At 60.9% G+C, this 12,703-nt stretch carries 10 protein-coding genes and 2 pseudogenes; 10 read left to right on the forward strand and 2 right to left on the reverse strand.

The features are described 5' to 3' along the window. Positions 1-59 precede the first annotated feature (59 nt). Positions 60-324: pseudogene (locus AC0L21_RS37135) on the reverse strand (transposase); the annotation flags it as partial. A gap of 307 nt (positions 325-631) precedes the next feature. On the opposite strand from AC0L21_RS37135, the gene AC0L21_RS37140 reads away from it, so the two are divergent. The 10 genes and pseudogenes from AC0L21_RS37140 (at position 632) to AC0L21_RS37185 (ending at position 11,740) form a co-directional block, all read left to right on the forward strand. Next, positions 632-1,507, forward strand: coding sequence for a tyrosine-type recombinase/integrase (locus AC0L21_RS37140; protein ID WP_409187625.1), 876 nt, complete (start codon positions 632-634; stop codon positions 1,505-1,507). 11 nt (positions 1,508-1,518) lie between these two features. Beyond that, entirely contained in the window at positions 1,519-2,718 is a 1,200-nt protein-coding gene (locus AC0L21_RS37145; protein ID WP_473266887.1) for an IS91 family transposase, read from the forward strand. Between the two features lie 1,159 nt (positions 2,719-3,877). Further along, positions 3,878-4,645 carry an outer membrane protein gene (locus AC0L21_RS37150; protein WP_473266889.1) on the forward strand — a complete coding sequence of 256 codons (768 nt, stop codon included), beginning with the start codon at positions 3,878-3,880 and terminating at the stop codon, positions 4,643-4,645. Between the two features lie 1,920 nt (positions 4,646-6,565). Further along, positions 6,566-6,958, forward strand: a pseudogene (locus AC0L21_RS37155) (transposase); the annotation flags it as partial. Between the two features lie 460 nt (positions 6,959-7,418). Continuing rightward, positions 7,419-7,862: a hypothetical protein gene (locus AC0L21_RS37160; protein WP_473266892.1), complete on the forward strand. Its 444-nt coding sequence runs from the start codon at positions 7,419-7,421 to the stop codon at positions 7,860-7,862. A gap of 54 nt (positions 7,863-7,916) precedes the next feature. Beyond that, positions 7,917-8,372, forward strand: a complete 456-nt coding sequence (locus AC0L21_RS37165; protein WP_259219217.1) for an LLM class flavin-dependent oxidoreductase — start codon at positions 7,917-7,919, stop codon at positions 8,370-8,372. Further along, the gene (locus tag AC0L21_RS37170) at positions 8,365-8,712 is read left to right on the forward strand and encodes an LLM class oxidoreductase (RefSeq protein ID WP_259219218.1); all 348 of its coding nucleotides are present in this window, start codon (positions 8,365-8,367) and stop codon (positions 8,710-8,712) included. The genes AC0L21_RS37165 and AC0L21_RS37170 overlap by 8 nt, the downstream gene beginning before the upstream one ends. Before the next feature lie 928 nt (positions 8,713-9,640). Then, the gene (locus AC0L21_RS37175; RefSeq protein WP_219685556.1) at positions 9,641-9,784 is read left to right on the forward strand and encodes a hypothetical protein; all 144 of its coding nucleotides are present in this window, start codon (positions 9,641-9,643) and stop codon (positions 9,782-9,784) included. A 417-nt stretch (positions 9,785-10,201) separates the two neighbouring features. Further along, complete coding sequence (locus tag AC0L21_RS37180) at positions 10,202-10,984, forward strand: YggS family pyridoxal phosphate-dependent enzyme (protein ID WP_473266895.1); 783 nt, start codon at positions 10,202-10,204, stop codon at positions 10,982-10,984. Between the two features lie 600 nt (positions 10,985-11,584). Then, positions 11,585-11,740, forward strand: coding sequence for a hypothetical protein (locus tag AC0L21_RS37185; protein WP_259219376.1), 156 nt, complete (start codon positions 11,585-11,587; stop codon positions 11,738-11,740). Positions 11,741-12,289: 549 nt separating this feature from the next. Here the strand turns inward: AC0L21_RS37185 and AC0L21_RS37190 are convergent. Beyond that, on the reverse strand, positions 12,290-12,409 hold the full coding sequence (locus AC0L21_RS37190; RefSeq protein ID WP_310473295.1) for a glutamine amidotransferase-related protein: 120 nt from the start codon (positions 12,407-12,409) through the stop codon (positions 12,290-12,292). Between the last annotated feature and the right edge of the window lie 294 nt (positions 12,410-12,703).

Below are 12,703 nucleotides of genomic sequence, written 5' to 3' on the forward strand. Positions count from 1 at the left end.
TACATTTGTGCAGACTGCATCGTCCTCATTAAACGACCTTGCACGGGCGGGGCGGGTCATACATTCTTTCCCACGAGATCCTTCAGCGCCGCATTGTCCAACATGGCGTCTTGCCAGAAGCCGCTTTAGCTTCGTGTTCTCGTCCTCCAGCGATCGCAGTCGCTTGGCCTCCGAGACGTCCATCCCGCCGAACCGGGCCTTCCATTTGTAGATGCTGGCGTCGCTGACACCATGCTTGTGGCAGAGATCGGCGACCGGAACCCCGGCTTCGTGCTCCTTCAAAATCCCGATGATCTGTTCTTCCGTAAATCGCTTGCGCTTCATGCTCTGGTCCTCGTCTTGGGCCAGAACGAACTTCAAACTGGATTAAGCCCGAGGGGCAAGGTCACCGTCCACGATGGACAGGCAAGCCGCTACAGATTGCTGTGGTTGGCATGGCGGGCACAACGGAGGCGACGACGCGGCCAAGGTCTCACCGTGAGACCTGCGATGTCGGAGTTCCGCCCACAGGACTAAACCGCTCGCGCGGTAGGGCGCGACGGCCGGCAGCACGGCTGAGAGGATAGCGCAACGAGGCGTCCTGTCTTGAGATGAGGGGTTCGCAACCTTCACCCAAGACAGGAGCATCCCCATGACCGACGAGGCAGTGAGCCCGCTGCGCCGGCGCATGATCGAAGACATGACGATCCGCAAGTTCGCGCCGAAGACCCAACATGACTACGTGCAAAGGGTCAAGAACTTCGCTGCGTTCCTCGGGCGATCACCCGATACGGCGAGTTTTGAAGACGTACGGCGCTACCAGCTGCATCTGGCATCGAGCGGCGTTGGCGTGCCGACCATCAACCAGACCGTCTCGACATTGCGGTTCTTCTTCCGGGTCACGCTCAAGCGCCACGAGATCGTCGAGCACACCCACGTCATTCACGAGCCGCGCAAGCTGCCGGTGGTGCTGAGCGTCGAGGAGGTGGCGCGGCTGCTCGATGCCGCACCGGGGCTCAAGTACAAGGCGGCGTTGAGCGTGGCCTATGGCGCCGGTCTGCGCGCCGCCGAGGTGGTCTCGCTCAAGGTCTCCGACATCGACAGCAAGCGGATGATCATCCGCGTCGAACAGGGCAAAGGCGGCAAGGACCGCAACGTCATGCTGTCGCCCAGCCTGCTTGAGCTGCTACGCGCCTGGTGGAAGGTGGCGCGACCGCAGGGCTGGCTATTCCCGGGCCGCGATCCGGCGCAGCCGATGACCACGCGCCAGCTCAATCGCGCCTGTCACGCCGCCGCGCAGATGGCGGAGATCAACAAGCGCGTCTCGCTGCACACCTTGCGGCACAGCTTCGCCACCCACCTCTTGGAGCAGAACATCGATGTCCGCGTCATCCAGGTGCTGCTCGGTCACGCCAAGCTCGACACCACGGCGCTCTACACCCGGGTCGCCACCAAGACGATCAGCGAGGTCATGAGCCCGCTGGAGCACATCGCGATCAAGCTGAAGGAGGCCCGGCCGCCCGGCTGACGCGGGCCGGCGTGTCTCGTCCGGCTCTGGAGGTTGCGGATATCTTCCGCGGCCATGGTCCGGCATGGCGTCAGGCCCATGCCGGCCATGTCAGCCTCGACCAGTTGAAGGTGATGTCGGCGATCGAGAGCTGCCGCACGGCAGCCCTCGGCGGCCATGTCGCCCGCTGCGAGGACTGCGCCTACACGTCCATCGCCTACAATTCCTGCCGCAACCGGCACTGCCCGAAGTGCCAGGGCGCCGCGGCGAAGCAGTGGCTCGCCGACCGCCAAGCCGAGCTGCTGCCGGTGCCATATTATCACGTCGTGTTCACGCTGCCGGCTCGGATGGCCGACATCGCCTACCACAACAGGGCTGCCATCTACGATCTGCTGTTCAAGGTCTCGGCCGAGACGATGCTGACGATCGCCGCAGACCCGAAGCATCTGGGCGCCAGGATCGGCATCACGTCCGTGCTGCACACCTGGGGCTCGGCCATGACCCACCACCCGCATGTGCACATGATCGTGCCGGGCGGCGGCATCTCGCCCGACGGACAGCGCTGGGTGTCCTGCCGGCCGGGGTTCTTCCTGCCGGTGCGCGTGCTCTCACGCCTGTTCCGGCGGCTGTTCCTGGAGCGCCTCGCCGCCCTCCACCAGGCCGGGCGCCTGAGCTTCTTCGGCAACGACGCTCATCTCGCCGCGGCGCAGTCATTCGCCGCTTTGCTCGCAGAGTCGCGCAAGACGGATTGGGTCGTCTACGCCAAGCGTCCGTTCGGCGGTCCCGACGCCGTGCTGGCCTATCTGTCGCGCTATACCCACCGCGTGGCCATCGCCAACAGCCGCCTGATCGCCTTCGACCGGCACAGCGTCACCTTCAGATGGAAGGATTACCGCGTCGAGAGCCGTGACCGTCAAAAGCGGATGACGCTTGCGACAGACGAGTTCATCCGCCGCTTCCTCATCCACGTGCTGCCAAAAGGCCTTCACCGCATCCGCCATTACGGCCTGCTGGCACGGGGCGTCTGCGCCGACAATGTCGCACGCGCGCGCGAACTGCTCGCCGTCAGCGATCGTGAGGATGAACCGACCGAGACCATCGTCGACAGCGGCAAGCCGCCGTGTCCATGCTGCGGCGGCCGCATGATCGTCATCGAGGTTTTTGAGCGAGGTGCAATGCCGCACCGTCAATCGACCGCGCCAATCAGCGCCATCAGGATCGACACCTCATGACCGCGCATCGGCCATTCCGCAAACCTGCTCGTCATGCCCGCCGCTCATCGACCGGCCACGGCAGAGCGCACCCGAACGCTCATCGGTCGTCGCCCATCCGTCGAGCATTGATCGCGTTCGACAACGCCCACCGCCCAATCACCGACCGCGCCACCGTCACGCAGCTCGCTGCATCGCCTCAAACTCCATCACCCAGCTCGCCTGCAGCGCCCAAATCCCCATAGAGCCTGCCGCACCAGTCCTGCCCACCATGCGCGGTTTCCTCCCTTGGAGGCTTTCGGACGCCGGCCGCCCGAATGTGCCGCGCCGTCAATCATGCGGCCGGCATCCGAAACCCTTCACAGAAGCGGACATTCGGGCTGGCCTTCAGCAAGTCCGCTTTGTGCACAACACAAGGCGACATGCCAATGGGCAGGGAATGCTCCGATGAGCGGCAGTGGTGACATGGTAGACACGATCGAACCCGCAGGGCATTGCCAGCGGCACTTGGTCGCCATGCAGGCTCACCGTCGATCAGGCGAAGGGGCGACCCGGTTGGCTTCGCCGGCAGCGGATGCCAAAAACTCATTTAGCAGGTGTCGCTTGATCCTGATCGGTTCACGCTCGCCTTGGGAAGCGAGCAAGAGAACGCGCTCGGCAACTTCCAGAGCAGATCGCTGCTGCTGACGAGTGAATGACGGACTGGAAAGAACCTCGTCTAGAACGTCGCGGAGCAAATGTACCGTTGCCGTGTCGTATGCCATGCGCCAATACCCCCTCTGTCGAAACAATATGCGCCGTAGCGGTGGCGCAAGGGAAAGGAAGTGAAGCGTCGCCGGGCTCGAAATAAGCGTCCCGGCAGCGCTTATTCTCTAACTGAGCGCTGAAATCCCAGTTGTCCTGAATTATGCAATGGTCATGCCACAAGTTTGTGACGCCGGTTCGCGCGAGGGCTCCCATGCTGCAGTCCAACGGTCGACCAGAGCCCCCGCTCGCGATTTAATGCACGTTGGCGGGCATTTGGTTCCCGGCAATTCTCATTAGAAATAAGGATTGCAACGAAACATCTGAGCCGGGTGTTGCGGCTTGGCTACATCAACCTGCAGGCGAACGGGATAGCATTGATTCCCTAGGTGGGCTTCGTGCCTTTTTTGAACTTCTTCTGGGGAGATTTCTCGTAATGAAAAAGCTTCTGATTGTCGCAGCCGGGATGATGGCCGTAGCTCTATCCGCCCCTGCGTCGGCGGCTGATTTGGCGGCTCGCCCATACACTAAGGCGCCGCCGCCGGTGGTCGCTCCGATCTATGACTGGACCGGTTTCTACATCGGCGCCAACGGCGGCTGGGGCCAAACCCACAGCTGTGTGGATTTCGTTACGCTCGCAGGGACAGTCGCAGGCGGTTGCGCGGATCGCTCCGGCGGCCTTGTTGGCGGACAGATCGGGTATCGCTGGCAAACCAATCAGTTTGTGTTCGGACTGGAAGCACAGGGCGATTGGGCTGACATCAAGAACACGCGCGTCAGCCTGATCGATCCGCTGATTTCAACCACAGGGAAAACCGATGGCGTTGGCCTCTTCACGGCCCAACTCGGTTGGGCATGGAACGCATCGCTGCTCTACGTGAAGGGCGGCGCGGCCGTCACTCACAATCGCTTTGACGTGTTCAACAACATCACCGGGGTCGGCCTCGCCTCGGCAAGTCACACGCGCTGGGGCGGCGCCCTTGGCGTGGGCTGGGAATATGGTTTCGCACCGAACTGGTCGGTCGGTGTTGAATATGACCATCTCTGGATGGGGCGTGACAACTCCTCCTTCGCAGGCGTGGTCACGCCCGGTGGCGTCACCCTCTTAGGGAACGGCGTCAAGCAGGACGTGGACTTGGTCACGGTGCGCTTTAACTATCGCTTCGGCGGCTTGGGAACAGTTCCTGTCGCCGCGAGATACTGAATTCATCTAGACGCTTTGTCAGGACAGTGGGCCGGGCATTTTGCCCGGCCTTTTGTTTAAAGCCATGTCTGAGAAAGATACAAAGCGCGCATCAGATCCAGACTGAACCGCCGAGAAGTTGCGGAATGCCTCAATGCCGCATTCGAGACTGGCGACATCGCCGATAGGTGTCGTGCGATTGAGGATGCTGTCCGTCTGCACGACATTTCGGAGCTCGCGCGACGTTCTGGGAATCACACGAACAAGCCTTTACCGCGCGTTCGCAGGCGGCAAGGCGCATCCGAATTCAGCACCGTCTTGAGCGTTTTGCACGCGATGGGTTTTCGGTTGCACGTTGACCCTGCGCGTGCACGCTCAGGTGAGGACGACGCATCACAAAGGCTCAAGCGTCGGCCCCACTTCCGCATCGGGTCAACGAACGAAATCGGAAATCGCGGCCTTGCGGCGGGATGTCTGCTTTGCCCCGGGCGGACATAGTGATCGTGAGTCGAGGTGATAACACGCTGCGCGGACCGTCGCGGCCACCCTCCGCACAGTCGGGTCGTCCGGGTCCCTCTGGGCGTGTCAACCTCCGCAGGGCCGCGCGACCGCGACCTTTGAGGGTATTTGGAGTATTTGGGGTTTCTGATTTCGAACTTCCTTTCGTACCATCTCGCACACAAAGGCTGGTGCGCGATATGGAGCCTACCGGCTGTGGGTGCTCAAGCAGCAGAGCAAGTAGGCCCGACAGGACCATAAACCTTTGTATCGTTCCATCACCCCTTACGTTCAATTGAGCCGCTGATCGCGATCGTCTAGCTAAGGGTATGCGGTAGCTCCCTGCTATCGTTGCCCTCCTTGGGCGTTCCTCCCTAGACTTGGGCCGCTTGTGGCAACGCAGGCGGCCTCCCTTTTTGTATGGCCGTCACGTCCCGCAGCAATTCGCGATCTGTCATGTCGCTGTCCTTCTCCCTGAGAGGGTGGCCCAACCGCCAACGATCACGCCACCAGCGGCGCGACCATGATGGCGGTCATCGCGATGTACCCGAAGAACGATACGCTCGGCGAGCGGCTCAGGCTGTATGTCTAGGAGTGCTTCCATGCTGCCTGAAGAAGAGATCAAGCTTCACAGGTTCGCCGGTATCTCGCCAGACTGTGCCAACTCGCACAAAATAAACGGGGATACGCGAAGTGAAATGTATTTGTAGCGGGCCGTCGCGCCGTTCCCCGCACAAACCCACGCCCTCAAAAGGATCCCGCCGACCATCATTCGGAGGGGCGCCATCGTCAGAGGGCCGCGCGGGCACGGCAGCGGCATGGCACAAACTGCATAGATCGCCTCGAAGAGACAGATCAGCCATGCCCGAAAGAGCGCCAAAAGACACTTATTCGCCGCGGATTGCGCGATACCCTCTCGACAACGAAAAGGGTTCGGTGCCGGGATTCGTGCACATTGTCGCCACGCGGTCGGCCTGGTCGGATTGGATCGAATTGCGGATCGCGGCCGGGTTACTGTCGCCACGCACATCGCCACATCCAGGTCTGCCACCGTGAGCGGCACGATCGCGCTTACCGCGCGAGCAGTTCTTGGCAAGAACGGCGCACCGCGCCGCGAGTCCTGCTCACCCTTGGGCTTCGCCGTGCGCCCCTTCAAGGTCCGTGGGACCATCCTCTCGTGACGGCGATCACTGTCCGTTGCGGCGGTGCTTCCTGCTCGAGACATCGAGAACCAGGTTCGCAGTTTGATCAAGGAATGTGGATTTCTGTTCCCTCGCGCGATCGGCCAACAAATTCCGCAACCAGGTCAGCGAACTCTTGGGCGTCGATCATTTGCTTCTCAGCGTGATATCGCCGCTGCTCTCGATCCATGAGAACGTTTGTCAACAACAAGGTAAGTTCGACAACGAGGTCCGCCGGTTGGCAAAGCTGGACGACACGACGCGTCGCCTGATGACGGTCCCGGGGGTCGGTGTCGTGACGGCCCTAACGTTCCGCCACACGATCGATGACCCCTCGCGCTTCCGATCGGCTTCGACGGTCGGCGCCTATCTCGGCCTTACGCCGAGGCGCAGCCAATCCGGCGAAACCGACACCAACGGAAAGATATCTCGATGGGGCGACCGGCTTCTCCGAACTTACTTGTTCGAGGCCGCCACTGTCCTTCTTTATCGAACCCAAAAGTGGTGTTCCCTAAAGGCGTGGGGCATGAAGCTCGCCAAGCGGATCGGTATGAAGAAGGCAAAGGTCGCCATCGCCCGAAAGATCGCCGTAATTCTCCACTGCATCTGGGTCGATGGCACGTCGTTCGACTGGGGCCAGCCGAAGCCAATCTGATATTTGCTCGCAAGTTCCTGGTCCGGTCCGCCGGACTGGCGATGTCCCGCTGGGACGATGGTCGTGGTGACCTCGGTCAATCGGCTGGTGGCGGTTCGCCCGCACTCCGCTGCAAACGTTGAGGCGCCCCGATCCGGACATCATCATGAGGCGCTCGCGACCTCGGAAAGGACCAAGACCCCAGCTACGACATCAACCCAACCCGACGAAGCCGCGAACGACGTCGATTGCCAAGCCCGCTAGGCAATCGTCTCGCCATCCGCGATCGCTCCGTCTCTGCAACCTGACCAGCTCCGACGGAGCAATCGCTACCGGCGTGTCACTGGAGAGAGGAAGAATGGTAGCTTGACAACAAACCGCAATTAAAGCGCCGATTGACAGATTCACTGCCAACTGCCCGATCTATAACACGCTGAAGCGCGGCGGCCCCGTCGAGATCTCATGGAAAGTGAGCTGCCCCATGCCTGACAAGAAACTGCATCTTGCCGCCTTTGTCTCCGCGGGGCCGGTTTCCGGCAGCCATGCCGGTTGGCGGCATCCGAAGGCGGGTGGCGACCTGCTGTCAGCGGCTTACTACCAGAATATCGGCTGGCTGCTGGAGCAGGGGCGGTTCGATCTTCTGTTCATTGCGGACATACTCGCGACCCCGGACGCGCTGGGCGGCAGCCTGCATAGCCAGCTTCGCTATGGCGCGCTGGGCCCGCTGCGGCTCGACCCGCTGGTGGTGCTCTCGATTATCACGGGTGCAATCAAGCACCTCGTCTCGGCGCGACCATTTGACATCCTACGCCCAACCCTATGTGCTGGCGCGCGCTCGCGACGCTCGATCATCTCAGCGGTGGCCGCGCCGCCTGGAATATCGTCACCTAGTTCCAGGAGGCGGAAGCGCGCAATTTTGATTTGACCGAGCAGCTCTCGCGCGAGGGGCACTACGAACGCCGTCGAATTTCTCGAGGTCGTGAGCAAGCTGTGGAATTCGTGGGAGGATGGTGCGCTGGTCCGGGATCGCCAGACGCCGCTGTTCGCCGACGCTGCGCGGGTGCACCGGATCGATCATTCCGGCAAATGGTTCAATGTGCGCGGCCCGCTCAATGTCAGCCGGCCCCCGCAGGGACGTCCGGTCTTCATCCAAGCCGGCGCTTCGGATCGTGGCCGCGATTTCGCTGCGCGATGGGCCCAGATCATCTTCGTGACGCCGGGCCTCATCGATGTCGCCGTCGAATTTCGCAACGACTTGCGCGCCCGGGCGGTCCGTTTCGGCCGCGACCCTGATACGGTCAAGGTGTTGCCCGGCATCGTCCCGGTCATTGGCGACACGGAGAAGCAGGCCAAGGCGCTAAACGACCAGCTCCACGAATTGTCGCATCCGCAGTCCGGTCTCTCGACTTTGTCCTATCATCTCGGCGTTGCCTGAGAATCTCGACGTTCCCGGCGTCGAAGGGCACTATCGCGAGGCCTCCGAACTGACGCGGCGCTCAGGCTTGAGCCTTGCTGAGCTAGGACAGCGCTACGGCGCGGGGAGAACCACCAGCGGCTTCGCCAGCACTCCCAGCACGGTGGCTGATCGCATGCAGGAGTGGTTCGAGGCGGGTGCTTGCGACGGCTTCATGTTGCAGGTCCCATATCTTCCAGGCGGCTTGGAGGAGCTGGTCCACGGCCTCGTGCCGGAGCTGCAACATCGAGGTCTGTTCCGCACTGAGTACGACGGCTCGACCTTGCGCGATTCGCTCGGCTTGCCCCGGCCAGCGGGCTGAGGTCGCCCATGCCCACCCGACGCTATGCTCTTTAGCTTCAGCCACTCCCACGATACGCAGCTCAATGAAGTATCGTGAACGTGCGACGAATCTCCATTTACCGCCTGAAAAAACACGGCCTGCGACCAGCAAGTAATTGATAATGCTCAGTGCGCAGATAACTCTCAATCAGTGGCCTGGTCAGTCCACTCAGGCAACAAGCGCAGGAATCTCTTGCTCAATCAATCGCAACAATCGGGTGTTGCGCCTCCGGAATTTGAGCGTATCGGGCACTCCGCGACCCTTGTTCCGCCGACGCAGCGCAAACCTTAGCATCTGGATGTGGGTCGGACATGGATTTAGCGATGAAGGGCTGGGTGCGCAAAGTTCAAGCCGCTCAGCGCCGGACTCATCGCCGTTTTGTCCCTGAACGGACTCAGTGTGGACGTGGGCCGGTCCGATTGAGCCCGGCGTCGCCAAAGGCTACCGTAGTAAATGGCGTGCGCGCCCGGTGCTTCTGCGGAATTCGCGGCTAGTTCGCTCGAGAAGCAAGCCGTCTCAGCTCCCAGCATCTTCGGCACCGTCGACCATCTCCAACTTGCGCGCAGCAGTCAGATGACAGTCGCGGCCTTCGGATCCACCACTCCACATTGAGACCAAGCTTGTTATCTCCCGCGCCTCTATTCACTCTCGACGCGCGAAGTCGACATCGCGATGACCCTGGACACGCCCGCCACGGGTCAGGTGACGTCGCAAAAGCGGACTGACTACACGCTCGATCTCTAAAGGGCGGAACTATAAGTCAAGCACCGCCGCTGGCCCAAATCCTTGGCGGATCTAGCGGGTCACGTTTTGTCGGCCTACATCCCCGAACTGCTTTCCACGGAGAAACCTATCGAAACTCGGTGATCGCATCCAGGTCCTGCCAACAATTCGCAGCACGAGCGTGATGGCGCAGGCCGATGCGGTGCAGTATGGAGCGGCGATCGGCGCGCTGCTGACCTTTTTGCCCTCGGGCTGGCCGCTTCTGAAAATGTTGCGTCCGAAAAAAGTGCGGCTCTCGGATAGATACTCGATTGCCGTCCGCGTGTGACGGCTGCACCGATAAAGGCCGCTCTCGACGCCATTGTAGTGGGTGTTCCTGCCGGCAAGCGCACGTTTCTGCATCGTTGATGGTGAGGCGCTCATCGTCAGACCAGAACTGCCCCGATTTGAACGAATATGAACCTTACTCGTGAATGGAGCGGCGTGAGTTGTCTCTCCCGAGCAGCACAGAAGTTTCCGTGCTGTCCTCCCTGAGCCAGAGCGGCGAGTTGGGCGATGGCGGATCGCGAGATCCGGAGCATCTTGTCTGGGATTAGGATCGTCCCTATGGGGGATACGGCCTCGATTATGCGTCGATGGGAGAGGTTCTGACGAACTAGCCGGACTCGACTCTGCTTTATGTGCTACCGAAATCATTGGCCTTTGCCATGTCAAACACTATGGACGTGGAAGCGAGGAATTCGCGATGTCGCAAATGAATAGCGTCCGATTCACGGACGATCCGCGCTCGTTATTGCGCGCCAATCTTGATGAGCTTGAGCAGCGCATAAATCGGGCTTGTATGCGGGCTCGCCGCAGGCGTTCAGAAGTTCGTGTTTTGCCTGTCAGCAAGACCGTACCCGCCGCGATTATCCGTATCGCATCCGAACTCGGCCTTTGCGAGTTCGGCGAGAACAAGGTCCAAGAGGCGGAGAGCAAGGTCCGCGATTTGGCCGACCTGTCGTTGAACTGGAGTGTCATCGGTCACCTCCAGACGAACAAAGTGAAATCGATGGTCAAGTTCGCGAACGAGTTTCATGCGTTGGATACCTTGAGATTGGCCGAAGCGCTCCAGGCCCGCCTGAGCGCCGAAGGCCGGCATCTCGACGTGTTCGTCCAAGTCAACACCTCGGGTGAGGTGAGCAAATACGGTTTGCCGCCCCACGAGGTAGAGGATTTTGTTCTTCGGCTGTCCGACTATCCAGCCCTTGTCCCTCGCGGCTTGATGACTCTCGCCGTCCTGAGCGGAGAGGCGGACAAGGTTCGCGAATGTTTCAAGTTGCTGCGGGGGCTTCGAGACGCACTCCGCGATAGAACATCGACGCGACTTGATCTCCTTTCAATGGGGATGACAAGCGACTTCGAGATAGCAATCGAGGAAGGTGCCGATGTCATAAGAGTTGGTCAGGCGATATTCGGACCTCGGCCGACCAAGGACGGACAGTATTGGCCCGGGCTTCCTCTCCCCACCAGCGCGCTATCCGAGTGAGGCCGCGGGACCTGCCGCGAGTTCTGTTTCGTCCGTCGCCTGCCAACAGCAGAGTGAAATCACCACACCAATGCTAGCAAGTCGCCCCGTCACGATCCGCATGACGCCCCTTGTGAGCTGACCAGGCTCGGTGGCGCACCCACTCTAAGTCGACACGCCGGAGCCTCGCCGATTGCAGGCGGGCCGCCCAACGGAAAACACGGCAAATTTCTCCGCGACTAGGAACACTAGGTGCCCGCGAGGTTCTTCTGCGTCAGGGTTAGGGCTTGCGGAGTTCTCTTCCATAGCTATTCAGATCGTGATGGACCATACAGGCGACAACCGACATTGTTTTGACCAAAGCGACCTGAAGGGCCTGGCCAGGCCGAGCCGCGCTTCAACAAGCTGACAGGCCGCGGATTATCGCTGTCAACCGGACGGCGGCGGGTGATCTTAGACCCGTACGGGCATTTGATCCGACTGCAGATGAGACGCTGCTCTGTTCGTGCCTTATCGGGACTAGCCAGACTCGCGGCGCGGCAAATGTTTTTGTTTAGACGTAGCGGTGTCGCAACTAGCGCGTTTGCGCGCGGGCACCATAGTTTTGGAGCTTGATGAAAAATGCAGCCTAAGATCGGGTGGTGTTTCGTTCTCGAACAAGCGCTGGTAGCCGGCGACGTGATGCTTGCTCAGAAGATCGCGCTCGAGACCGACGAAGCCGCAGTGCTCGCGCTTGCCAACCGGTTTGTCCGAGACCGCCCGTCCTGCCCCGAGTAGTACGGCGTACTTACTAGTCCGCTCATGGGCGGGGCCTCCGCCTGTGACAGTGGCAGCCCCTAGCCGCGAAGGCACCGTTTACGCGATACATCGGCAGCTCCGCGGCTACAGGTAAGCCTCAACCCAGCGATCGCCTTCTGCAATGTGATCCACTTGTTAGCCTTACCGGGCGCGAGTGGTCCTCTGCTGATGATCTCAACACTTGCCATTGTTTCGCGTGAACGCCTCGCGCAACTGCCTCCGTGAGCAGGGCTCGGTGGGTCATTGAGATATGCGATTGTTAGCCTGCCCGAAAGATACCTCAGGGTGCTAGCTTCGCAGAAGCAGGGATTTGCCGTCGCATCTCGATGAGCTCGAGCGCTCCCTCTCTTGACGCCCGCATCAAGATCAAACGCACGCGCGTGGCCGGGCAACGAAGCCGCCGCGCCGAATACAATGGCGCGCCGGCTTCGCATTGGGTGAACCCGGATGGGGCAATGACCGGTGCCTGAACGTAACGCTCCGATGCCTCGCCGCCCGCATTTGTGACACCGATCTATACGGCCGCGTTTAAGAAAGCTCTGCAAGCCGCAGGTAGTTTGCGAATAGTGCGTCCCCTTGCGATGCGAGTATCGACTCCGGATGGAACTGCACGCCGTATGTCGCTTGATTGCGATGGGCAAGAGCCATGATCGCCCTGTCCCAGAGCGCTGTCACTAGCAGAGCGCGAAGTGCCAACCCTCGGATCACCCACAATGGTCTCTCCGTTGCAAAATAGCTTTCCCGTCCGCAATCATATAAGCCCAGAAGGGATCGCACGTCACATACGAATGCTGCCCGAGTACCGCGTCGCCCGATGCGCTATCCAGGAACGTGAGGTGCCTCCGTTGCGAGGGGCCTCGCACCCGGGGATGTCCCGGGTTCTGTTGAATTTCTGAAGAGGTCGGCGTTGCCCACCTTGAGCCGGTAGGCTCGGGGTGCTGA

It is taken from the genome of Bradyrhizobium sp. WSM4873 (assembly GCF_055811355.1).

Excerpts from the sequence above, each read along its gene's own strand:
- AC0L21_RS37175 (WP_219685556.1), top strand. The coding sequence starts at position 9,641 with ATGGCGCAGGCCGATGCGGTGCAGTATGGAGCGGCGATCGGCGCGCTG.
- AC0L21_RS37160 (WP_473266892.1), top strand. The coding sequence starts at position 7,419 with ATGCCTGACAAGAAACTGCATCTTGCCGCCTTTGTCTCCGCGGGGCCG.
- AC0L21_RS37150 (WP_473266889.1), top strand. The coding sequence starts at position 3,878 with ATGAAAAAGCTTCTGATTGTCGCAGCCGGGATGATGGCCGTAGCTCTA.
- AC0L21_RS37185 (WP_259219376.1), top strand. The coding sequence starts at position 11,585 with ATGCAGCCTAAGATCGGGTGGTGTTTCGTTCTCGAACAAGCGCTGGTA.
- AC0L21_RS37180 (WP_473266895.1), top strand. The coding sequence starts at position 10,202 with ATGTCGCAAATGAATAGCGTCCGATTCACGGACGATCCGCGCTCGTTA.
- AC0L21_RS37140 (WP_409187625.1), top strand. The coding sequence starts at position 632 with ATGACCGACGAGGCAGTGAGCCCGCTGCGCCGGCGCATGATCGAAGAC.
- AC0L21_RS37190 (WP_310473295.1), bottom strand. The coding sequence starts at position 12,409 with ATGGCTCTTGCCCATCGCAATCAAGCGACATACGGCGTGCAGTTCCAT.